21 protein-coding genes are annotated in these 22,450 nt (G+C 69.5%); 5 read left to right on the top strand and 16 right to left on the bottom strand.

Going from position 1 to position 22,450, the window contains the following annotated elements:
* Window positions 1-32: 32 nt before the first annotated feature.
* The gene (locus HPY32_RS29280; RefSeq protein ID WP_082870510.1) at window positions 33-1,427 is read right to left on the bottom strand and encodes an MFS transporter; all 1,395 of its coding nucleotides are present in this window, start codon (window positions 1,425-1,427) and stop codon (window positions 33-35) included.
* Window positions 1,428-1,501: 74 nt separating this feature from the next.
* Entirely contained in the window at window positions 1,502-2,083 is a 582-nt protein-coding gene (locus HPY32_RS29275) for a TetR/AcrR family transcriptional regulator (RefSeq protein WP_067577601.1), read from the bottom strand.
* 119 nt (window positions 2,084-2,202) lie between these two features.
* On the opposite strand from HPY32_RS29275, the gene HPY32_RS29270 reads away from it, so the two are divergent.
* On the top strand, window positions 2,203-3,090 hold the full coding sequence (locus tag HPY32_RS29270) for a TIGR03621 family F420-dependent LLM class oxidoreductase (RefSeq protein ID WP_231951284.1): 888 nt from the start codon (window positions 2,203-2,205) through the stop codon (window positions 3,088-3,090).
* On the opposite strand, the gene HPY32_RS29265 is transcribed toward HPY32_RS29270, so the two are convergent.
* The 9 genes from HPY32_RS29265 to hutH all read right to left on the bottom strand — a co-directional run bounded on the left by HPY32_RS29265 (window position 3,030) and on the right by hutH (window position 13,014).
* On the bottom strand, window positions 3,030-3,482 hold the full coding sequence (locus tag HPY32_RS29265; RefSeq protein WP_082870509.1) for a methyltransferase domain-containing protein: 453 nt from the start codon (window positions 3,480-3,482) through the stop codon (window positions 3,030-3,032). The two genes, HPY32_RS29270 and HPY32_RS29265, sit on opposite strands and share 61 nt — an antisense overlap.
* 342 nt (window positions 3,483-3,824) lie before the next feature.
* A complete protein-coding gene (locus tag HPY32_RS29260) occupies window positions 3,825-4,490 on the bottom strand; it encodes an ArsR/SmtB family transcription factor (RefSeq protein WP_067577600.1) in 666 nt (221 codons plus the stop codon).
* A gap of 222 nt (window positions 4,491-4,712) precedes the next feature.
* Window positions 4,713-5,483, bottom strand: coding sequence for an intradiol ring-cleavage dioxygenase (locus HPY32_RS29255; RefSeq protein ID WP_156673811.1), 771 nt, complete (start codon window positions 5,481-5,483; stop codon window positions 4,713-4,715).
* 72 nt (window positions 5,484-5,555) lie between these two features.
* The gene (locus HPY32_RS44950; RefSeq protein ID WP_231951283.1) at window positions 5,556-5,909 is read right to left on the bottom strand and encodes a nitroreductase/quinone reductase family protein; all 354 of its coding nucleotides are present in this window, start codon (window positions 5,907-5,909) and stop codon (window positions 5,556-5,558) included.
* A gap of 64 nt (window positions 5,910-5,973) precedes the next feature.
* Window positions 5,974-7,134, bottom strand: coding sequence for an imidazolonepropionase (gene hutI / locus HPY32_RS29245; RefSeq protein ID WP_067584282.1), 1,161 nt, complete (start codon window positions 7,132-7,134; stop codon window positions 5,974-5,976).
* Window positions 7,135-7,154: 20 nt separating this feature from the next.
* Window positions 7,155-8,453, bottom strand: a complete 1,299-nt coding sequence (locus HPY32_RS29240; RefSeq protein WP_082870508.1) for a formimidoylglutamate deiminase — start codon at window positions 8,451-8,453, stop codon at window positions 7,155-7,157.
* Window positions 8,450-9,649, bottom strand: coding sequence for an allantoate amidohydrolase (locus HPY32_RS29235; RefSeq protein ID WP_067577594.1), 1,200 nt, complete (start codon window positions 9,647-9,649; stop codon window positions 8,450-8,452). Before HPY32_RS29235 ends, HPY32_RS29240 begins: the two co-directional genes overlap by 4 nt.
* A 168-nt stretch (window positions 9,650-9,817) precedes the next feature.
* Complete coding sequence (gene hutU, locus HPY32_RS29230; protein WP_309247551.1) at window positions 9,818-11,470, bottom strand: urocanate hydratase; 1,653 nt, start codon at window positions 11,468-11,470, stop codon at window positions 9,818-9,820.
* A complete protein-coding gene (gene hutH, locus HPY32_RS29225) occupies window positions 11,467-13,014 on the bottom strand; it encodes a histidine ammonia-lyase (RefSeq protein WP_067577592.1) in 1,548 nt (515 codons plus the stop codon). Before hutH ends, hutU begins: the two co-directional genes overlap by 4 nt.
* A gap of 89 nt (window positions 13,015-13,103) precedes the next feature.
* On the opposite strand from hutH, the gene HPY32_RS29220 reads away from it, so the two are divergent.
* The 3 genes from HPY32_RS29220 to xylA all read left to right on the top strand — a co-directional run bounded on the left by HPY32_RS29220 (window position 13,104) and on the right by xylA (window position 16,255).
* Window positions 13,104-13,898, top strand: a complete 795-nt coding sequence (locus tag HPY32_RS29220) for an IclR family transcriptional regulator (RefSeq protein WP_067577591.1) — start codon at window positions 13,104-13,106, stop codon at window positions 13,896-13,898.
* A gap of 103 nt (window positions 13,899-14,001) precedes the next feature.
* Window positions 14,002-14,898 (top strand): PE-PPE domain-containing protein, encoded by an 897-nt coding sequence (locus tag HPY32_RS29215; protein ID WP_067577589.1) that lies wholly within the window; start codon window positions 14,002-14,004, stop codon window positions 14,896-14,898.
* Between the two features lie 184 nt (window positions 14,899-15,082).
* The gene (gene xylA, locus HPY32_RS29210) at window positions 15,083-16,255 is read left to right on the top strand and encodes a xylose isomerase (RefSeq protein WP_067577587.1); all 1,173 of its coding nucleotides are present in this window, start codon (window positions 15,083-15,085) and stop codon (window positions 16,253-16,255) included.
* Window positions 16,256-16,374: 119 nt separating this feature from the next.
* On the opposite strand, the gene HPY32_RS29205 is transcribed toward xylA, so the two are convergent.
* The gene (locus HPY32_RS29205) at window positions 16,375-16,968 is read right to left on the bottom strand and encodes a TetR/AcrR family transcriptional regulator (RefSeq protein ID WP_067577585.1); all 594 of its coding nucleotides are present in this window, start codon (window positions 16,966-16,968) and stop codon (window positions 16,375-16,377) included.
* Window positions 16,969-17,066: 98 nt separating this feature from the next.
* On the opposite strand from HPY32_RS29205, the gene HPY32_RS29200 reads away from it, so the two are divergent.
* Entirely contained in the window at window positions 17,067-17,501 is a 435-nt protein-coding gene (locus HPY32_RS29200; protein ID WP_067577583.1) for a DoxX family protein, read from the top strand.
* Window positions 17,502-17,624: 123 nt separating this feature from the next.
* Here the strand turns inward: HPY32_RS29200 and HPY32_RS29195 are convergent, their stop codons facing one another.
* The 4 genes from HPY32_RS29195 to HPY32_RS29180 all read right to left on the bottom strand — a co-directional run bounded on the left by HPY32_RS29195 (window position 17,625) and on the right by HPY32_RS29180 (window position 22,450).
* Window positions 17,625-19,223 (bottom strand): amino acid adenylation domain-containing protein, encoded by a 1,599-nt coding sequence (locus HPY32_RS29195; protein ID WP_067577582.1) that lies wholly within the window; start codon window positions 19,221-19,223, stop codon window positions 17,625-17,627.
* A gap of 287 nt (window positions 19,224-19,510) precedes the next feature.
* A complete protein-coding gene (locus HPY32_RS29190) occupies window positions 19,511-20,914 on the bottom strand; it encodes an amidase (RefSeq protein WP_067584277.1) in 1,404 nt (467 codons plus the stop codon).
* Window positions 20,915-20,948: 34 nt separating this feature from the next.
* On the bottom strand, window positions 20,949-21,725 hold the full coding sequence (locus HPY32_RS29185) for an ABC transporter permease (RefSeq protein WP_067577580.1): 777 nt from the start codon (window positions 21,723-21,725) through the stop codon (window positions 20,949-20,951).
* Entirely contained in the window at window positions 21,722-22,450 is a 729-nt protein-coding gene (locus tag HPY32_RS29180) for an ABC transporter ATP-binding protein (RefSeq protein WP_082870506.1), read from the bottom strand. The genes HPY32_RS29185 and HPY32_RS29180 overlap by 4 nt, the downstream gene beginning before the upstream one ends.

The raw sequence follows: 22,450 nt of genomic DNA, 5'->3' as shown, positions 1-22,450 counted from the left end.
TCGCTCAGCCGCGCTCGAGGAGGTCGGAGACCCTACGGTCGCGAGCCCGATGGCGCGAGCAGCGGAGCGGGCCGAGCCGAGGATTTGCGGAGGCCGATCGCAACGGCCGGAATTCCGAGCAGTGGCAGCACGGCGGCCACATACATCGCGGCCTGGATGTCGTGGGCGGCCGCCGCGATCGCGGTGAGAACCGCCAGCCCGACGGCACTGCCCACATTGCGGGCGGTATTGGCCGTTCCGGCGGCGATACCCTGCTCACTGCCGTCGATATCGGTTGCGGCGGCGGCGAATTGGCCCACCCAGGTGAGCCCGCTGCCGAGCGCGGCGAGGGCCAGGCCGGGCAGCACCGCCGCGTACCCCGCATTCGGCATCAGGCCCGCCGCCAGCACGGCGGTACCGAGCGCATACAACGCCAGGCCGACGAGCAAGGTGCGCCGGACCCCGAGCCGCGACACGATCCGCCCCGCACCGCGGGTGCTGACCATGGTGATCACGGTGAACGGCAGGAACGCCAATCCCGTTGCCAGAGCGGAGTATCCGTGCCGATCCTGTAGATCGATCGTGAGCAGGTAGAGCAGTCCACTCAGCAATCCCTGCGACAGGAACATCACCACCGCGGCGGTCGACAGAAACCTGTTGCGGAGCATGCCAAATCGCATCAGGGGTGCGGCAGTGCGCATTTCGACTACCACGAAAACCGCGAGCAGCACCGATCCCACTGCGGCACAGGCTATTACAGACATCGAGCCCCATCCGGCATCCGGTCCCTGCACCAGCGCGCCGACCAGCAGCAGCACGGCCGACGTCACGAATACCGCACCGGGAACATCCAATCCGCGCCGCGCGGCGGACGGGACATCCGGCGGCAGGCGGAATGCGGCGACCACCGCGGCAATACCAGCGATCGGCACGGTGACCGCGAAGACCGCCGACCAGCCGAACAGGCTGGTGAGCACCCCGCCCAGCAGCGCCCCGAGCGACAGCCCGGCCGCCCCGACGCCACCATTGATCGCCTGTGCCCGATTCCGTTGCGGCCCAGGCTCGAACAGCGTGTTGATCAACGCCTGCGCCGCCGGAAACAGCACCGCCGCACTCACCCCCTGCGCGGCCCGGGCCGCGATCAGCATCCACGGCGCCACCGCCAGCGCACCGACCAGCGAGGACGCCGCGAACCCCGCCATACCGGCCACGAACATGCGCCGCCGCCCCAACAGATCGGCCAGGCGGCCGCCCAGCAGCACGAAACCGCCGTAGGCCACCACGAACGCGCTGATCACCCACTGCCCGGACGCCCCGGAGAAGTGCAGGTCGCGGGCGATGGCGGGCAGCGCGACGAACACGATGTTGTAGTCGACGGTAATGATCAACTGGGCAATCGCCAGCAGTATCAGCACACCGCCGCGGCGCGCCGTGGCCGTCGATGTCATGGGAATCCCCTCCAATTTGACAGATCGGTACAAAACATGGGCGAAAGAAAACCCCGCGACCGCGGGGTGGGAAATCAGCAGAGTCCGGCGATGAGCGCGTCCACCGTGTCCTCCAGGGCGCGCGGATCGGGAGCCGCCTTGGCCAGCACGAGCAGCCCGTAGTAGCCGCTCATCACCGCGGTCGCCAGGACCCGCGCGGGCCGATCGGTGCGGATTTCCCCGGCCCGCTGTCCCGCGGTGAGCACATCTGTGAGGGCGTTCTCGAGCCGGGTGAACGAGCGCCGCGCCAGCGCCACCGCCGCCGGATCGCTCCCGGCCAGCTCGACGACGGTATTGCAGGCCAGGCATCCGCGCCGCTCGGGGTCCTCGGCGATCCGTCCGACGCCCTCCAGCATCAGACGCCGAATCTTCTGCGGCGCAGTCCCTTCCCCGTCGAGCCGCCGGATCTGCCCGTTCTCGCCCCGCGCGTGATACCGCTCGAGCGCCTGCTCGAACAGATGATGCTTGCTGGTGAACGCGTGATAGAGACTGCCCCGCCCGAGCCCCGTGCTGTCGATGAGATCGGCGGTCGAGGTCGCGGCATACCCCTTGCTCCAGAACGTCTGCATGGCCGCCTCGACCGCGTCATCGGGCTGAACCTTCTTCGGACGCGCCATGTTCCGACTGTAGCGAGTATTTTACTGATCTGTCAAAAACTCCATCGCGTCTCGACGACGCGCGTTGTCGACGGATAAATATCTATGGTCCGCGCAGTCGATCGGCTACCGTGCACGGTGTGGAAGATCGAAATGCGCTGACACCGCGTCCTTTTCGGTTCGCCGTCGGGTTCTCCGCCGCGGCCTCGCGCGCCGAGTGGCGGGACAAGGCACGACGGGCCGAAGACCTGGGCTTCGACGTGGTCCAGGTTCCCGACCACCTGGGCCTGACCTCCCCCTTCCCCACGGTGGTCGCCATGGCGGAGGCGACGAACCGCGTGCAGGTCGGAACCATGGTCCTGAACGCGGGCTTCTACCGGCCCGCCCTGCTGGCCCGCGACGTCGCCACCGTGGACCAACTCACCGACGGCCGATTCGAATTCGGCCTGGGCGCCGGACCGGATTTCGCGAAGCCCGAGTTCGAGGCCGCGGGCCTGCCCTTCCTCGGCGCCCGGCAGCGCATCGACTACCTGAGCACCACCATCGCCGAGATCCGAGCCCTGCTCACGAGCGACCATCAACCACCGGTCCACCGCCACATCCCACTCCTGGTGGCCGGACGCGGAGACCGCCTGGTGCGAGCGACCGCCGGACACGTCGACACCCTCGCCCTCGCCGGTGTCCCCGTCGATTCCGATATCGCCTCCGAAGACGAGGGCACCGCCGCCCTGGCCCGCCGCATCGATTTCGTCCGCGCCGCCGCAGGCTCCCATTTCCCCAACCTCGAACTGGGCCTGACAATCCAAGCAATAGACCTGGGCCACAACGCCAACCTCACCCTCCCCCGCAAATTCAACCCAGACCTCTCCGACCACCAACTCCGCTACCTCCCCGGCGTCCTACACGGCTCCCCCACCACCATCGCCGACACTCTCCAGCACTACCGCCACACCTACAACGTCACCCACTACTCCATCAACGAAACCGACATGTCATCGGTCGCAAAGGTGATCGAACAGCTGCGGTGAGCCTGCACGGCCAGCATGGTGGGAATCGGGACGCCACCTTCGACGAAATCGTCGAGTACAAGCCCATTGTCGACGAAGATCCGGAGCAGCCGGGGCAAGGGCAGATGGGTAGCCCGCACCTTCCGAACCACGGGCAGACGATTCACCGCATACCGCAACATCCCACCGGACAGATCAACCCCGACAGGCTCCCACCCCAACTCACGTATCCGTGCGGCAAAAACCCCAGTGCCACAACCGATATCCAGACACGGCCCAACCCCACCCCCCAACCACTCCTCGAGCGCACGCACAATTCCCAGCGGGTCCCCACCATCCCGCTGCACCCGTCGACCAGCAAGAAACGTGCGCTCATACCATTCAGCGATCTCGTCATACGCGGCATGTGTCATTGCTCGATCAGAGCACCACACCCTCACCGGATCGATAAGTTCAGCTACGAGCCGAACCCCATCCGGGCCGATACCGATAGCACCCCGTCGCCTTGTGTGGAAGTGCGCAGCCGCTAGAACATGGCCGTCAGTGTAGGTGTAGCCACGAAGATCGGTGGGTATGCGAGTCCCGTCGGCCTTCCGGCACAAGGCAAATCGCTGATCGGGCAACAGGATTGAGGGCACACCGCGCTGCGGCGCTCATCGAGAGCCGTATTCGCAGAATCACCAACAGAACTCGCGCCAGATCTTCGCAGTCGGCGTAGACGTGATGGCCACCCTGCCCAGCGCCGTACGCCCACTTCAATCCTCCTGGCCCATCAGCCCTGACGCTTTCCGAGGACCGGCCTCCGAGGCGGCGCGGACATCGAGTTCGGGGAGGATGTGCACGACGAGGCTGACTCGCTCGGCTCCCTCCGGGGTGTCGGCCGCCGTTTCGAGCGACTCCTGCCGGTAGCGGGCGATGACTTCCCCCAGTTCCGCACGCAGAGCGATGGTTTCCGTGGGTGTGAGCCACAGGACATAGTCGCTCATATCGAAGCTGTCCCGCCATTCGCGGGGCATGGTCTGGAACTCGTTCAGCGTGCGTTGAGCGCTGAGGTTGTGGATGGCGGCGATGGTTTGGAGGAAGGCGAGGACGGCCTCGGGATCTCGCTCGGCCATCTCGGCGGCGTCGAGCTGCGTCCTCTGATAAACCGGACGCCACCAGCGCTCACGCGCATTGCCGCGCTCGGTGTCCTCCTCGACGAAACCCGCCGCGCCGAGCTGACGTAGGTGGTAGCTGGCCGTACCGGAATTGACGCCGAGCCGTTCGGCGAGGCGGGTAGCCGTCGAAGGACCGTACTTCCGCAGCAACCCCACCGCCTGCACGCGGACCGGATGCGCCAACGCGCGCAACCCCTTGGCATCCAGAACAACCGCTGCCGCTTCGGATTTCGGATCATCCGGACCCACGCCCCTATCAGTCATACCGAGCACTGTAGACCACAAACAGTTCTTCGCAAAGACTTCTTCGCGAAGAACTGTTTGGAGTCCAAGGACGTGATTCCCTCGACCGGCTTCCCGGTCTCGGACTCACCGAGGACACCACGACTATCGAATCCGCCTGTGGCGCTTGCCCCTACCGGTCGCCAGACCCTCTTGGGAACCGAGGATCTGTCCTTCATCTTCGGCCGGTGGCGAGGGTTGCGGTTACATGGGCTGGATGCCGAGGTTGATTGTGGCGTTGAGGCCGGTGGGGAGGGAGTTCGGGTTTATCTGGGAGACGGTCAGGATTGAGTCGGCGCCGTCCTGTTGGGTGTAGACGTCGTCTTCCTCGTTGTGCCAGCGCCGGTAGTTGTGCTGGTTGTACGGGGCGAGGGTGGTGACCTGTTCGGTGAGCGGCTCGCTGAAGTACAGCTGGCCGGTGTGGAGATAGTTGCTGCCTCCGTTGGCTTTTACCTTGATATGGATGTGGACGGCACGGCCGTAATACCAGCCGGGGAACACGGTGCGAAAACTCACCGTGCCGTCGTTGCCGGTGAATTGCACGCCGCGCATGAAGGTTCCGTCGTCCGGGGGCGGCGGGAGCGGCGGTCCGTCCGGACCGTTGGGCGACTGATCGGTGAAATTGGAGTAGAAGCCCATGGCGTCGCAGTGCCAGACCGCCACCATGGCATTGACCATCGGCAAGCACGACCCGACGTCGATCAATGTCATCCGCAGGTTCAGCGGAAGACCCGGCTTGCCCTCGGCGATGTCGCTCCGCACCGGTTCGTTGTCGACGAAGTACGGACCTTCGATTTCTTCCGGCGAAAGTATTGTCGAACAGGTCGACTCGGCGGTCCGGGCGGTAGAGGAGGCCCTACCCATCACCGACGCGGCGACCGCGGAGATCCCCGCGGTACCAATCACTCCGAGAACTCGTCGTCTGTTCGACCGAGGTTGTTGTACGTTCATAACAAAAATATAGAAACCGTGCATAACACCCACGGTCGTATCGAGCGTCAGTAGGGGTTTCCATATGGAAATACTCTCTCGGGCTCGCCGAGCCGCTTATTCGCGGATGCGCTCCAGTACGACGACCGGGATCTGTCTGCCTGCGGCGGCTTCGAATTCGGCGAACTTCGGGACGAGCGCTATCTCTTTCGCCCAAATCCGCTCGCGCTCAGCGCCTTCGGTGAGCCGGGCCACGGCCTGCACCGTCTGCGTGCCCACCTCGACCGTAACCCGAGGATTCGCCATAAGATTGCGACACCACGCCGGGTGCTGCGGGCTGCCGCCATAGTGGTGCACCAGGATGAGCGGCATGCCCCGCTCGCCGAAGCCGGGCATCCGGGGCGGAATCGGGCGGCCCGCAGCGAAATCGGCGTCGCTGCTCCACGCCGCGTACCCGGCATTGGCCCGCACCTCCGCGATGATCCGGTCGTTCCAGCTGTTTATGTCGGGGACCGGGGCCTCGCCGGCGGCCCGGTCAGACCACCTGTTCGCCGCGCTGCCAGACCGCCCAGGTGAGTGGGATGCCGGGGCGGTAGGCCAGGTGGACGGTGGAGGGGGCGTCGAGGATGTGGACGTCGGCGCGGGCGTCGGGGCGGAGCACGCCAACCGCGCCCTCGGCGTTCAGGTCTCGACCCAGGGCCAGTGCGCCGCCCGCGGTGGCCGCCCAGATCGCCTCGGAGACCGACAGTTTCATTTGCAGGACCGCGGTGGCTATGCAGTACGCCATCGAGGTGGTGTAGGAGCTGCCGGGATTGGCATTGGTGGCCAGGGCGATTCGCGCGCCCGCGTCGAGGAGGCGGCGGGCGGGGGCCAGCGGCTGGCGGGTCGACAGGTCGCAGGCGGGCAGCAGGGTCGCCACCGTCGTGGACGCGGCCAGGGCCTCGATATCGGTATCGGTCAGGTAGGTGCAGTGGTCGACGCTGGCGGCTCCGTGCCGCACGGCCAGCCGCACGCCGGGGCCGCTGCCGAGTTGGTTGCCGTGCACGCGCAGCCCCAGCCCCCGCGCCCGTCCGGCGGCGAGGACGCGGGCGGACTGTTGCTCGTCGAAAGCGCCTGTCTCGCAGAACACATCGATCCAGCGGACGTGACCGGCGACGGCGTCCAGCATCGGCCCGCACACCAGATCCACGTACTCGTCGGCGGACAGCTCGGGCGGCACCACGTGCGCGCCCAGGAATGTGACCTCGTCGGCGACCTCGGACGCCAATGCGGCACAACGCTTCTCGTCGGCCACCGTAAGCCCGTAGCCGGTCTTGGTCTCCAGATACGTGGTGCCCTGCCGCAGCGCCTCGTACCGGAGCCGCCGCAGTGTGGTGGCCAGGTCCGTGTCCGAGGCCGCGCGGGTGGCCTCGACCGTGGTGAGAATGCCGCCCGCGGAATACGGTTCACCCGCCATGCGGGCGCCGAATTCCGCGGTGCGGTCGCCCGCGAAGACCAGGTGGGTATGGCTGTCCACCCAGCCCGGGAGCGCCGCCCGGCCCTCGGCGTCCACGCGCCGGTCCGCGGCGGGCGCTTGCGCGGCCGGGCCGATCCAGCGCACCACGTCGCCCTCGAGGATCAGCGCGGCATCGCGCAGGGTGCCCCATTCCTCGGTGTTGGTGGTGAGTTCGCCGATGCCGGTGATGACGGTTGTCACCGGCGCGGTGCTGCCGTCGGTCAGTGCCACAGTGCTCCGATCTCGCGGTCCAGTGCTTCGGCTACGTCGGGAACGGTCCGGTGTACGCGGTCGCGAACCACCCAGCGGCCCGCGATCATCACATCGGTGATATCGGAAGCCGTTGCCGCGTACAAGATCCCAGGTCCGTCGGAACCGGCGGTGCGCGGCGAGGCGGTATCGACGTGCACCAGGTCGGCGGCCGCGCCCACGGCGAGGGCGCCGACCTCGGGCCAGCCGGATGCCTCGTGCGCGGTTGCGGCGGTGTGCAATTCGGCGACATCGAAGCGGCCACGCCGCCCGCTGGCCAGCCGTTCGTGTAGTTCCAGGGCGCGGGCCTCGAACCAGGGGTCGACGATCGAGTGGCCGTCGCTGCCGAGGCACAGGCGGACCCCGGCGTCGGCGAGGGCGCGGCCGGGGCCGATGCCGTCGGCCAGGTCCGCCTCGGTGCTCGGGCACAGTGCGGCCCAGCAGCCGCGCAGCGCGGCAATGTCCTCGGGGGTGAGGTGCGTGGCGTGCACGGCGACCGTCTGCGGCGTCAAAGCCTCTGCGGCGGAGAGCAATCCGGTGGGCGTGCAGCCGTAGTAGGCCAGGCACTCCTCGTTCTCGCGCGGCTGCTCGGACAGGTGCACGTGCAGCGGCCGATCGGCCGCGGCGCGCACCACGATCGGTAGCTGCTCGGCCGGGACCGCCCGCACCGAGTGGATCGCGGCCCCGGTGCGCACGAGATCGCCGGTGGGGCGGAATGATTCGAATCGTTGCGCCCATGCCTCGGCATCGCCGTCGTCGAACCGCTCCTGCACGACCTCGGTCGGCTTCCCGAAACCGCCTGCCACATAACAGACATCGAGCAGCGTCAGCCGAATCCCGACCTCCTCGGCCGCCGCGACCAGGGCGTGGGAGAATTCGTTGGGATCCGCGTACCGCCGCCCTCGCCCCGGATGGTGCAGGTAGTGGAACTCGGCCACGCTGGTGTACCCGGCGCCCACCATCTCGGCGTATACCGCCCGCGCGAGCCGATAATACGAGTCCGGCTCCAGCTTCCCCGCGACGGCATACATTCGCTCCCGCCAGGTCCAGAAGCTCCCCCGGTCATCGTGCGTCCGCCCCCGCAGCGCACGGTGGAAGGCGTGCGAATGGGTATTGGCGAATCCGGGCACGACCATCCCGGAAAGCACCGTGCCGCTGGGTTTCACGCCGATCTCGACCGAATCGATGACCCCGCCCTCGATATCGATCCGCACGCCTTCGGCAACGCCTCCGGGCAACCACGCCCGCCTGCACCAATAGGTCGCCGTCATCCGGCAAGCCTCTCCAGCACCCGCGCCAATTCCTGTGCCCCATGGTCGATATCGGCGGGCTCGGCGAATTCCTCGGGCGAATGGCTGATCCCCGAGGGATTGCGGACGTAGAGCATGGCGGTCGGGACGTACGGGGCGAGGACGGCCGCGTCGTGGCCCGCGCCGGTGGGAAGGACGGGAGCGCCGCCCAGCAGCTCGGTGAGGCGGTCGCGCAGGACCGGATCGAAGGCGGCGGTGCCCTCGTAGGACTCCTCGCGGACCTCCACCGCGCAGCCCTCCAGTTCGGCTGCCGCCCTCGCCTTCTCGGTGATCTCGGCGACCAGGCCGTGGACGCTGCCGGGTTCGGGTACGCGGGCATCGAGCCACACGTCGACGCGGGAGGCGATCACATTGGTGCCGCCCGGCGTCGGCACCAGGCGGCCCACCGTCGCCCGGGCCTGCGGGGTGGCGGCGGCCAGGCGGCGCACCGCCGTGATCATCTCGGCGGCGGGCAGCATGGGGTCGCGGCGGTCGTCCATCAGCGTGGTACCGGCGTGATTACCCTGGCCGGTGAAGCTGAACCGCCAGCGACCGTGCGCAATGATATTGCTGCCCACCGCGATCGGCGCATCCAGGTGAACCAGTCCTCTGCCCTGCTCCACATGAAGCTCCACGAAAGTGCCGATCCGGCCGAGGGTTTCGCTGTCCCGGCCGAAGTGCCCCGGCTCGAATCCGGCGGCGCGAGCGGCCTCGGCGAGGGTGGTGCCGTCGGCGTCGCGCAAGGTCAGCGCCCGCTCGGGCGCCAGCGTGCCGGTCAGCAGCCGTGAGCCCAGGCACGGCACCCCGAATCGACCACCCTCCTCCTCGGCGAAAACCACCACCGCCAGCGGCCGCCGCGGCGAAAAGCCTTGCGCGCGCAGAATATCCACCGCCGCCAGCGCACTCACCACGCCCAGCGGCCCGTCGAACGCGCCCCCGCCCGGCACCGAATCCAGATGACTCCCGGTCACCACCGCATCCGGCCCCGGCTCCCCCAGCCAGGCCCACATGTTGCCGTTGCGATCGACCTCCACCCGCAGCCCGCGCTCGCTCGCCGCGGCCATGAACCACTCCCGCAGCTCGAGTTCCGCCGACGCGAAGACATGCCGCGAATACCCGCCCCGAACCGAATCGGCCCCCACCCGCTCGATCGCGGCCAACATCTGGTTCGCGCTCATGCCTCCACCTCGCTAGCGCTCGGCTCCGGCATGACCAATGGGATAAACGGCTCCGGCACGGCCACCGGGACACGTGCCCCCACCACGGCCACCGGGACACGTGCCCCCACCACGCCCATCGAGCCACGCGAGAAGAACGCACGCTCGCACATCACCGTTCTCCGCTCATCACTTGTCCCACAGCGGGATCCGGACCCCACGGTCGCGGGCCACGGTTTCCGCCTCCGGGTAGCCCGCGTCCACGTGCCGCAGCACGCCCATGCCGGGGTCGTTGCTCAATACCCGCTCGATCTTCTGGGCCGCCAGGTCGGTGCCGTCGGCCACCGTGACCTGGCCCGCGTGGATGGAGCGGCCGATGCCGACGCCGCCGCCGTGGTGGATCGAGACCCAGGTGGCGCCGGAGGCGGTGTTGACCAGGGCGTTCAGCAGGGGCCAGTCGGCGATGGCGTCGGAGCCGTCGGCCATGGCCTCGGTTTCGCGGTAGGGGGAGGCGACCGAGCCGCAGTCGAGGTGGTCGCGGCCGATCACGATGGGAGCCGACAGTTCGCCGCTGGCCACCATCTCGTTGAAGCGGAGACCGGCGCGGTGGCGCTCGCCGTAGCCGAGCCAGCAGATGCGGGCGGGCAGGCCCTGGAAGGCGACTCGCTCACCGGCCAGGCGGATCCAGCGGGCCAGGGATTCGTTCTCCGGGAACAGGTCCAGGATGGCGCGATCGGTGGCCGCGATATCGGCCGGATCGCCCGACAGCGCCGCCCACCGGAACGGCCCCTTGCCCTCGCAGAACAGCGGCCGGATGTAGGCGGGCACGAAACCCGGGAAGTCGAAGGCCCTTTCGTAGCCGCCGAGCTGCGCCTCGCCGCGAATCGAGTTGCCGTAGTCGAACACCTCCGCGCCGCGGTCCTGGAAGCCCACCATCGCGGCGACGTGCTCGGCCATGGATTCCCGTGCGCGCCGGGTGAATTCGTCGGGCTTGCGGCGGGCGTAGTCGTCCCAGTCGTCGAGACCGATGCCGACCGGCAGATAGGCCAGCGGATCGTGCGCGGAGGTCTGGTCGGTGACGATGTCGACCGGTACCTCGCGGCGCAGCAGCTCCGGAAGCAGTTCCGCGGCATTGCCGATCACCCCGACCGACAGCGCCCGCCGCTCCCGCTTGGCCGAAAGCACCCGCCGCAGCGCGTCATCCAGATCGTCGGCGACCTCGTCGAGATACCGGGTCTCCACCCGCCGCCGCGCCCGCGCCGGATTGCACTCGATACACAGCACCGCACCGCCGTTCATGGTGACGGCCAGCGGCTGCGCGCCACCCATGCCCCCGAGTCCCGCGGTGACGGTGAGGGTTCCGGCCAGGCTGCCCCCGAATCGCTTGGCCGCCACCGCCGCGAACGTCTCGTAGGTACCCTGCAGAATGCCCTGGGTGCCGATGTAGATCCAGGACCCCGCGGTCATCTGCCCGTACATGGTCAGCCCGGCCGCCTCGAGCCGCCGGAACTCGGGCCAATTCGCCCAGTCCGGAACGAGATTGGAGTTGGCGATCAGCACCCGCGGCGCCCACTCGTGGGTGCGCAGCACGCCGACCGGCTTGCCCGACTGCACCAGCAGCGTCTCGTCGGTCTTCAGGTCGGTGAGGGTGCGGCTGATGGCCTCGAAGCTGGGCCAGTCGCGGGCCGCCTTCCCGGTGCCGCCGTAGACGACCAGATCCTCCGGCCGCTCGGCCACCTCCGGATCGAGGTTGTTGTGCAGCATGCGCAGCGGCGCCTCGGTCTGCCAGCTGCGGGCGGTCAGGGTCGTGCCGCGGGCGGCACGCACGGAGGGAGTGATCACAGCGACACCTCGCGATCGAGTACGGAATTGACTGCGCCGGAACGGATCAGGTCGACCACCGCGGCGATGTCGGGGGCCAGGTGGCGGTCCGGCTCCGGCCCGGGCACCCGCCCGCGCACCAGATCCCGCACCGCGCCGGTCACCGGCGACGGCTCCAGCGGGGCACGGAAGTCGAGAGCCCGTGCGGCGGTGAGCAATTCGACGGCCAGAACGGTGGTCAGGCCGTCGACGGCTCGGCGCAGCTTGCGGGCGGCCGACCATCCCATGGACACATGGTCCTCCTGCATGGCGCTGGAGGGAATGGAATCCACCGAGGCGGGCACCGCGAGCCGCTTCAGCTCGGAGACGATGCCCGCCTGGGTGTACTGGGCGATCATGTAGCCGGAGTCCACGCCGGGATCGGCGGCCAGGAACGCCGGAAGACCGTGGGAGCGATGCACATCCAGCATCCGGTCGGTGCGGCGCTCGGCGATGCTGGCCATGTCCGCGACCGCGATCGCGAGGAAGTCCAGCACGTAACCGACGGGGGCGCCGTGGAAATTGCCGTTGGATTCCACCCGGCCGTCGTCGAGCACCACGGGATTGTCGATGGCCGAAGCCAATTCGCGCTCGGCGACGGACTCGGCGTGGGTCAGGGTGTCGCGGGCCGCGCCGTGCACCTGCGGCGCGCAGCGCAGCGAGTACGCGTCCTGCACCCGCGGGCAGTCCTCGCCGCGGTGGCTGGCCACGATCGCCGAACCGGCCAGCGCCGCCCGCATGCGCGCCGCCGAATACGCCTGCCCCGGATGCGGGCGCAGCGCGTGCAGGTCCGCGGCGAACACCCGATCGGTGCCGAGCAGCGCCTCCACGCTCATCGCGGCGGTCAGATCGGCGATGTCGAACAGCCGCCGCAGATCCGCGACGGCCAGCAGCAGCATGCCGAGCATGCCGTCGGTGCCGTTGGTCAGCGCCAGGCCCTCCTTCTCGGCCAGCACCAGCGGCTCGATCCCGGCCGTGGCCAGCGCGGCGGCCGCCGGTATCGGCACACCGCCCGCGCCGAAGACCGAGCCCTCGCCCATCATCGCCAGCGCCACCGCGGCCAGCGGCGCGAGATCGCCGGAGCAGCCGAGCGATCCGTACTCGGGCACGATCGGCACCAGTCCGCTGTTGAGCAGCCGGGCCAGGGTCACGGCGGTCTCCGGCCGCACGCCGGTGTGACCGCTCATCAGGGTGCGCAGGCGCAGCAGCATCATCGCGCGCACCACCTCCGGCTCGACCGGCGTGCCCGCGCCCGCGGCGTGCGAGCGGATCAGCGACCGCTGCAGGTCGATGCGGCGCTCGGGCGGAATGTGCCGCAGCGCCAGCGCGCCGAACCCGGTCGACACCCCGTACGCCGGCGCGCTGCTGTGCGCCAGGTCGTCGATGTGACGGCGCACCGCGGCCAACCGATCCAGGGCGTCGTCGGCGAGGGTCACCTCGACACCATCGCGGGCGACGGCCAGGACCTGCTGCGCGGTCGGCGGGGTCGCCCCGACCAGCACCCGGTCGATTCCGATTCGAGTCATGCAGCTATTCCATCCGGTCGCGGCCCCCGGATCGAGCGACCCCCGCGGGAATGTGTCTGAAATATCAGACAGTTGCTACCGTTGTGCCCGTGGGCACCAGCAGTGACGTACCGGGACTGCGTCGCGGCCTGCAGGTGCTGGGCCTGCTCGCCCGGCGCGCCGGACCGGTTCCGGCCGCGGTCGTGGCGCGCGAGCTCGGCCTACCCCGGTCGACGACGTATCACCTGCTCAACGAGCTGCTGACGGCCGGTTACGTGACCCACCTCCCGGCCGAGCGCAAGTACGGGCTCGGCATCGCGGCCTTCGAGCTGGGGTCGGCGTATCTGCGGCACGACCCCCTGGAGCGGGTTGCCCTCCCGCTGCTGCGCGGCCTGGTGGATGCCGTGGGGGCGACGGCGCACCTGGGCATCCTGCACGGCAACGAGTCGCTGTATCTGCTCGAGCAGCGCCCGCCCCGGCCGCACACGCTCGTCACCGATGTGGGTGTGCGGCTGCCCGCGCACCTGACCGCCACCGGGCGCGCCGTCCTGGCGCATCTGACCCGGCCGCACGTGCGGGCGCTGTTCCCGGGTCCGGTCGCCTTCCCGATGCGCACCGCGCGCGGCCCGCGCAATCTCGTGCAGTTGCGGAAACTGTTGCGCGCCGAGGCCGAACGCGGCTGGGCGGTCGAGGACGGGTATGTCACACCGGGTTTCGCGACGGTGGCCGAGGCGGTGTTCGACCACGGCGGCCGCCCGATCGCCGCGGTGGGTGTGACCGTGCGCCACCACTGTCCGGACGAGTCGATCGAATGCGGACAGACCTGGCCGGATCTCGCGGCGCAGGTGCGCGGCACCGCCGCCGCGCTGACGGCCACGCTGGGCGGGCGGCGGCGCGAGAAGTGAAAGCTTCCGGACCGGAGCATGCATCGAACAGCACTCGGATCGAACCTGATTCGAGTACCGCCCTACTCGCGCCGCGACATCGGTGACGGCGCACGCTCGACGGGTGGCTCAACATACTCTCTTCTGCGTTCCGGGCACCTGGGAAGCCGTCGCCGCGGCCGACAAGCTGGGGCGAATCGAGCCGGGCACCGAGATCGGCATGCTGACCGGTGTCACCGACCTGCTCGACCGGCGGGTGTTCGACGTCGTCTACGTCAACTATCCGGGCAGTGTCGGCCCGGTGCCGGGTGGCGGCGAGGGGCTGCTGGCGGCGCTCGGCCAGCCGTCCTATCGGGACTCGCGCGACAGCGGCGTCGCCGAGCTGATCCGGCTGATCCACGCCCACGAGGGCAGTTTCGGCATTCTCGGCTACAGCCAGGGCGGGGCGATCGCGTCGCTGGTGGGCCGCGAGCTGGTATCCGGCAGCCTGACCGACCGGGTCGGCGACTGCCGCTGGATACACACCTTCGCCTCGCCGCACCGCGCGCCGGGGCACACCTTCCCGCTCGGCAATCGCCTTGCCGGACAGGGTGTTTCCGGTGATCCGATCCTCGACACCGGCGGCATCGACTGGTTCGACTACTGCCTGCCGGGCGACCTGTACGGCGACGCGGACCTGCCGGAGACGTATCTGCGGATGTCCTACGACCTGGCGACGGAGCTGTCGCTGGTCGATCCGTTCACGGTGTTCGCCACCGCCGCGGACAGCCTGCTGCGCGGGCGATTACGCGACGCGATCGCCGAACTCGCCGAGGACCCGGCCCATCTGGTGCCCAAGGTGGCCACCACCGCCGCGACCCTCGCGGCCTTCCTGCAGAACTTCCCGCACGACAAATACGGCGTGCGCGAAATAATCCCGGGCACAACCGCCCTGCGCCATTCGGCCAACCACCTGAGCTTCTGGGGCCCGCGCGGCATCGACGCCGAGCGGCAAGCAGCATTGACGCTGATGCCCCGCTGACAACGGCTCCCGGCATGCTCACCAACCTTGGTCCCGGCATGCTCACCAACCACGTTCCCGGCATGCTCACCACCTTGTTCCCGGCATGCTCACCACCTTGTTCCCGGCATGCTTTTGGCCGGGACCCACCGGGTAGCGAACCAAACCGCAACGTCGCGGTGGTCGGCTAAGTCATAGTGGACCCATGCCCGACCGCTACACCCCCACGCCCGCGGACAAATTCACCTTCGGCCTGTGGACGGTCGGCTGGGTGGGTCGCGATCCGTTCGGCGATCCGACCCGGCCGCCACTGGACCCGGTGGCGGCGGTGGAACGGCTGGCCGAGCTCGGCGCGCACGGGGTCAGCCTGCACGACGACGACCTGATCCCGTTCGGCGCCACCGATACCGAGCGTGCGCGGCTGATCGCTCGGTTCCGGGACGCGCTGGCGTGGACCGGGCTGGCGGTGCCGATGGCGACGACGAATCTGTTCACCCATCCAATGTTCAAGGACGGCGCGTTCACCGCCAACGACCGCGACGTGCGTCGTTTCGCGCTGCGCAAGACGATCCGCAATATCGATCTCGCGGCCGAGCTGGGCGCGCGGACCTATGTCGCGTGGGGCGGGCGCGAGGGCGCGGAAACCGGTGCGGCCAAGGATGTTCGGCTCGCCCTGGATCGGCTGCGGGAGGCGTTCGATCTGCTCACCGAATACGTGGTACGGCAGGGCTACGAGCTGCGCTTCGCGATCGAGCCCAAGCCGAACGAGCCGCGCGGCGATATCCTGCTGCCCACCATCGGCCATGCCTTGGCCTTCATCGCGGAGCTGGAGCGCCCGGACCTGGTGGGGCTCAACCCCGAGGTCGGCCACGAGCAGATGGCCGGGCTCAATGTCGCGCACGGTATCGCCCAGGCGCTGTGGGCGGGCAAGCTGTTCCACATCGACCTCAACGGCCAGGCGGGCATCAAGTACGACCAGGACTTCCGTTTCGGCGCAGGCGATCTGCGGCAGGCATTCTGGCTGGTGGATCTGCTCGAACGCGAAGGATACGACGGGCCACGCCATTTCGATTTCAAGCCGCTGCGCACCGACGGCATCGACGGCGTCTGGGAATCCGCCCGCAACTGCATGCGCAACTACCTCATCCTGAAGGAGCGCGCCATCGCCTTCCGCGCCGATCCGGAAGTCCAACGGGCGCTGCGTGATTCGCGACTGCCGGATCTGGCCGAGCCAACCGCGCCCGACGGGCTGAGCGGGCTCCTCGCCGATGCGACCGCCTATGAGAAGTTCGACGCCGACGCGGCAGGGCAACGATCCATGGCCTTCGAACGCTTGGACCAACTGGCCCTCGAGCACCTACTCGGCGTACGGCCCTAAGCAAGTTCCCCTCGTCATTCCGGCGTGCTTTTGGCCGGAATCCACTGGTACGCAGTAGGTTGCGATGGATCCCGGCCAAACGCACGCCGGGATGACAGGGCGACATCACAGCGCCGATCTCAGTAGCCGGCCCGTCCGGCCTCGGGCACAGCACCGACGAAGTCGATAGCGGCGACCATCCGGCGGGCCAGAACCTCCGGATCACCGCCCCCCAGACCCGAATCGGCGAGCGCTCCCTCCCGCCACAGCGACGCGAACCCGTGCACCAGCGACCATGCGGCGAGTTCGGTGGCCGGGCGGTCGTGCTCGCTGACACCCAAACTCGCCACCCCCGAACGCAATTCGGTGCCCGATCGCTCGTTGGCGGCGCGCAGTCGCTCGTCGTCCGAGCGCAGCAGATCGTGCCGGAACATGACGTCGAAATGGCCCGGGTGGTCGCGGGCGAAGCGGATGTAGGACACCGCCATCTCGCGGAAATCGCCTGCGGCGGAGCGTAGTTCGGCGGCCAGCAGGTCGAAGCCCTCGATGGCCAGCTCGGTCAGCAGGCCCTGGCGGTTGCCGAAGTGGTGCGCGGGGGCGGCATGCGAGACACCGGCCCGCTGGGCGAGGGCGCGCAGCGAGACGGCGTCCACACCGTCGGCGGCGATCTGCTCGGCCGCCGCCCGCAGCAGCACCGCGCGCAGGTCACCGTGATGGTAGGCGCTCTTGGTCACGCCTCGATCGTCCCGCAGAATCTAGACGTTGACAAGTTACCTGCTCAGACCTAATCTAGCCATCGTCAAGATTCGCGCTGCCCCTCCAGGAGCCCCCGATGGCACCCCTCGTCGTTCTCGTCGCCGTCACCGGACTGACCCGGCTGGCCGGATGGTTACACCTCGCCGACTGGCTCGATTCGTGGCCCCACGCCGCCCGCCTGGGCCTGGCCGCCATGTTCACCCTGACCGCCACCGCCCACTTCGCACCACCGCTGCGCAACCAGCTCATCGCCATGGTGCCACCCCGCCTCCCCTCCCCCGCGGCCCTCGTCACCCTGACCGGCATCCTCGAATTCGCCGGAGCCGCAGGACTTCTCATCCCCCCAACCGCCCCCACAGCGGCCACCTGCCTGGCACTCCTCCTACTCACCATGTTCCCCGCCAACATCCACGCCGCCCGCGCCCAGACAGGCATGCACCACACCACCCTCCCCCTCCGCACCCTAGAACAAACCCTCTACCTCGCCCTATGCATCCTGACCGCCCTCTGACCACCACCCCGGCGTACTACCACCCACCATCCCGGCGCGCTACCACCCATGATCCCGGCGTGCTTTTGGCCGGGATCTCCCGACAGATTCCGGCCAAAAGCACGCCGGAATCACATGATTGGCTCAGGACGAGTAGCAGGCGGAGGCGGCGGGGCGGGCGTGCAATTGCTCCAAGGCTCGGCGCTTCAGTAGTGCGCGATCTTGCTTTCCGTTGCGGTTCAGCGGGATTCGTCGCAGGCGGACGAATCGCCCTGGGACATAAGGCTCCGGGAGTCGGGCGGACAGGTGCGCGCGCAGGCGTTTGCACAGGGCATCCGGATTTCCTTCGGTGGCAGGCTGAATCCATGCGACGAGGCTGATGTCGGCCCCGTCGTCGACGGCCACCACCACGGCCGCGACCACGTCGGGGGAGGCCAGCAGGTGATGTTCGATCTCGCCCGGCTCGACGCGCTGGCCCGAGATCTGGACCTGGTCGTCGATGCGGCCCAGGAATTCCAGTTCGCCGTCGACCATTCGCACCCGATCTCCGGTGCGGTACAACCGGTCCACCGAGGATCCGGGCAGGGCGTCGACGAAGGCGCGGGAGGTCAGTTCGGGGCGGCCTAGGTAGCCGCGGGACAGGGGAATGCCGCCGATGTGGAGTTCGCCCTCCGCGCCGGGCGGTACCGGCAGGCCGTCGTCGCCGAGGATGGTCAGCACGCAGTTGTCGATCGGGCGGCCGATGTAGACGCGGTCGACCTCGCCGGGGGTGGGCGGGCAGGTCCAGGCCGTGACGTCGATCGCGGCCTCGGTGGGGCCGTACAGATTGTGCAGGGCGGCGGGCAGCGTGGCGACGAAGTTGCGCGCCACCCCGGCGGGCAGCGCGTCGCCGCTGCAGAACACGTGGCGCAGCGTTGTGCAGCGGGCCGCGTCCGGCCAGCGCAGGAACTCCCGCAGCGCGGACGGCACGAAGTGGCACACGGTGATCCCGTGCGCGGCAATGGCCGCCGCCACCGCCACCTGGTCGCGATGGTGGTCGGGGGCCAGGAATACGCAGCGCGCGCCGGAGATCAACGGCAGGAACAGTTCCCAGCCCGAGACGTCGAAGGTGATCGGCGTCCGCTGCAGCACCCGGTCGTCCGCGCCGATCCCGTACGTGTCACGCATCCACACCAGCCGGTTGCACAGCGCCGCGGACGGCACCGCGACGGCCTTCGGGGTGCCGGTGGAGCCGGAGGTGAACAGCACCTGCACCGGATCGTCGGCCGCCACCGCGGGCAGCGGATCGACCCGCTCGGCATCGGGCGCGGCGGGCACATCCACGGTCCGCAGCCCGCACAGCTCGGCGATCGCGCGCCCGCCCCCGGCCACCACCGCCACCGCGCAGTCGGCGCCGCGGACCATCTCCCGGGTGCGCACCGACGAATCCTCCGGATCCACCGGCAGATACGGCACCCCGGCCTTGAGCACGCCGAGCAGCGCGACCTGCAGCCCGAAGCCGCGCGGCACCGCGACGGCCACCGGCCGGTCCGGCGGCGCGGTGCGGCGCAGCATCCGGGCCAGCCGGTCCGACCGCAGTTCCAGGTCGCGATAGGTCAGCGTCCCGGCATCGTCGGTGGCCGCCACGGCGTCGGGTCGACGCCGCGAGATGGCCCGGATCAATCCCGGCAGTCCCTCGGGAAAGCTCCGGTGCTCGACGCGTCCACGCAACTCCGCCGTGGCCACCGAGTTCTGCTGCAACACAAAGCCTCCATGCGCTAGCGATACGACCGGCACGTTAGAGCGGAAACGACCGGCCCCGAAACTGTTATGACGCAACGTTTACGACATGGAACTATTCGGTGCCGGAAGCATCGATGACGGGAAGAAATTTCCGGCATGCCCAGCGCATGCCCGTTTTGCCGGTGTCGTGCCACGTTTTGCCGCCGAGGAATTCACCCGCGCCCGGCGCACGGAATACTTACGGATTCCATGCGCCTGTCACGGTTGCCACCGGGCGGTGACGCGACTCACATTCGCGCAGGTGAGGGCTACTCCGCGGTGATCGACGGGAACGGCTGCGCGGCCTCGAGGGTGTAGGCCGATTCGAGCAGCGTGCGCTCGTCACCGCGAGCGGCCGACAGCATCACACCGATCGGCAGGCCCTCGGCGGTGCGGCCCATCGGCAGCGATACCGACGGCGTCCCGGTCGCATTGTTCACCGGCGTGAATCCCGCATACCCCATGAGCCGGTCCAGCGTGGTGTCGAAAGGCTGTGTGGGCGAGAGATATCCCAGTTTCGGCGTGGTGTGGGCAACCACCGGCGAGAGAATCACCTCGTGCCGGTCGAAGGCGCGGGCGTAGATCGCCGACGTCGCGAACAGCCGCCGCAGCGCCCCCGGCGTGCGAATCAATCGGGCGCGGTGCCGGTTTCGCAGGCCCCGGGTGAACGGGTCGACCCGCCGCGGATCGAATCCCTTGCCGAAGGCCGACTTTCCGGTGGTGACGAGCAGGTCCGCGAGAAACGTCCAGTACTGCAGGAAGTCGTCGACGAACCCCGCGCCGACCGGCGGCGCGATGGGCTCCACCACGTGCCCGGCGTCCTCCAGCAGCGCGGCCGCCCGCTCGACGGCCGCGCGCGTGGGCTCGTCGACCGTCCCGATCGGCGTATCGATCAGCAGCGCGACGCGCAGCCGCCGCCGGGCGGGCCCGAGCACCAGGCCGATCGGCGGCAGTTTCGGGTTGCGCCAGTGGTTTTCGATGGCCGCCAGATAGTGCGCGGTATCGCGCACGGTGCGGGTCACCACGTTCTCCGACACGATGTTCAGCGGCATGGTCCGCCCGATCGCGCCGACGACGTGGCGTCCCCGGGTCGGTTTGAGCCCGACCAGCCCGGCGGCCGCGGCGGGAATGCGGATCGAGCCGCCGCCGTCGGTGGCGTGCGCGATCGGCACCACCCCGGCCGCCACCAACGCCGCGCCGCCGCCGGTGGAGCCGCCCACGGAATAGTCGGTGTGCCAGGGGTTGCGGGCGGGCTCGTCCTCGGCGAACTCGGTGCTGGCATTGAGCCCGAACTCCGGCAGCCGGGACTTGCCCAGCACGGTCACCCCGCTGCTCAGCGCCTGCCGGGCGTAGGCGTCGTCCCGCGTGGCGGCATAGCGCGGCACCGCGCGGCTGCCCTGCGAGGTCGGCATCCCGACCAGGTCGCTGTGATCCTTGATGAAGGTCGGAATTCCGTACAGGGCAGCGCCTTTGTCCGCGCAATAGCGGGGGGCGTCGAAGACGTCGTAGGCGACGGCCCGCAGCACGGGGTCCACCCGCCGCGCCCGCGCTATCGCCGCCTCGGCCAGTTCCTCGGCGCTCACCGCGCCGGTCGCCACCAGTTCGGCGAGCGCGCCGGCGTCGTGTGTGCCCAGCGCGTCGTCGGTGAACGCGTGTAGTCGTGTCCCGGTCATGGTCACCTCCGAAACCCATTGTGGCCGTGTGCCGTCAGACCGGCAGCACAACCAGCCGCTGCGCGTCGTCGAACAGGTAGCGTTCGGCGACCCGGGCGGAGGCCAGGGCAGCGAGCGCGGCGGCGGCGAGCAGCATGTACATCACGACGATCTGGTAGCGGATGGCGGTGAGGGGGTCGACCCCGGCCAGGATCAGACCGGTCATCGCGCCGGGCAGGCTGATCAGGCCCACCACCTTGGTGGCGTCGATCGAGGGCAGCAGTGCGGTGCGCAGCGCCGACCGCCGATACGGCAGGAAGGCCTGGCTCGCCGGGAGCCCGAGGCACAGCCGCGCCTCCACCGCGGGCCGGGCCTCGCGGGCGTCTTCGCGCAGGCGCCGCAACGCGACTCCGGTGGCCTGCATGGCGCCGGAGACGATCATGCCGCCGACCGGCACCACCACCCGGGACTGGGCGGAGATGACGCCGAGCAGCATGAGCCCGCCCAGGGTGAGCACCGAGCCGAAGGCGACGCCGATGGTGGCGGCCCGAATCGCGTGCGGCAGACCGGCTCCGCGCCGCCCGGCCACCTGACCGGCGATGACGATCATCAGCACCACCCAGCCCAGCGCGCCCGGTAATCCGGTGTGGCGGAACAGGACCAGCAGCACCGCGCCGACGGCGACCAGCTGGACCCCGGCCCGCGCGGCCGCGATCACCAGTTCCCGGGTCAGGTGCAGGTGCTGGCGGTAGGCGATCAGGGCCGCGACCGCCACGAGCACCAGCGAGGCCGCCACCCCGCTCCAGTCGGGCACCGAAAGACCTTGCGTCATTGCGACTTCCGTTCGTTCGAGGACTGCTCGCGGTCGTCGGAGGCGCCCAGGCGCGACAGCCTGCCGCGCTCCATCAGCAGAATGTCGTCGGCCGCCGCGCCCACGAAACCGCTGTCGTGGCTGACCAGTACGACGCCGCCGCCTGCCGCGGTGTGGGCACGGATCAGGGCGACGATCGCCGCCGCCGACTCCTCGTCCAGGGCGGAGGTCGGCTCGTCCAGCAGCAGGATCTCCGGTTCCACCGCGAGCCCGCGGGCGAGGCAAACCCGTTGTGCCTCACCGCCGGACAGCTCGCCGCAGCGGCGATGCAGGAAGGTGTCCGGCAGTCCGGCGCGGGCCAGCAGCGCGGTGACCTGCTCCACGCCGAGCCCGGGGCGGCCCACCCGGACCTCCTCGGCGACGGTGTCGGCCACCAGCACCGGCCGCTGCGGCACCAGCCCGACCCGGCGACGCAACTCCAGCACGTCGAGGTCGGCGATCGGCACGTCGTCGAGCAGAATCCGGCCGGAATCGGGCTCTCCCAACCGATTCAGCAGCCGCAGCAGCGTGGTCTTCCCGGCCCCGCTGGGCCCCACCACGGCCGTGCAGCGGCCGCTCGGGAAGACGGCGTCCACGTCGACGAGTACCGGACCCGTGCCGTGACTCACCGCGACCCGGTCCAGAACGATGCTGTGCACGGCCCCACCCTGCCGCAGATCGGGCGGCGGCGCATCAGGACGGTCCAT

The organism is Nocardia terpenica (assembly GCF_013186535.1).
Classification (GTDB): domain Bacteria; phylum Actinomycetota; class Actinomycetes; order Mycobacteriales; family Mycobacteriaceae; genus Nocardia; species Nocardia terpenica.
This window is presented reverse-complemented; position numbering and strand designations above follow the sequence as displayed.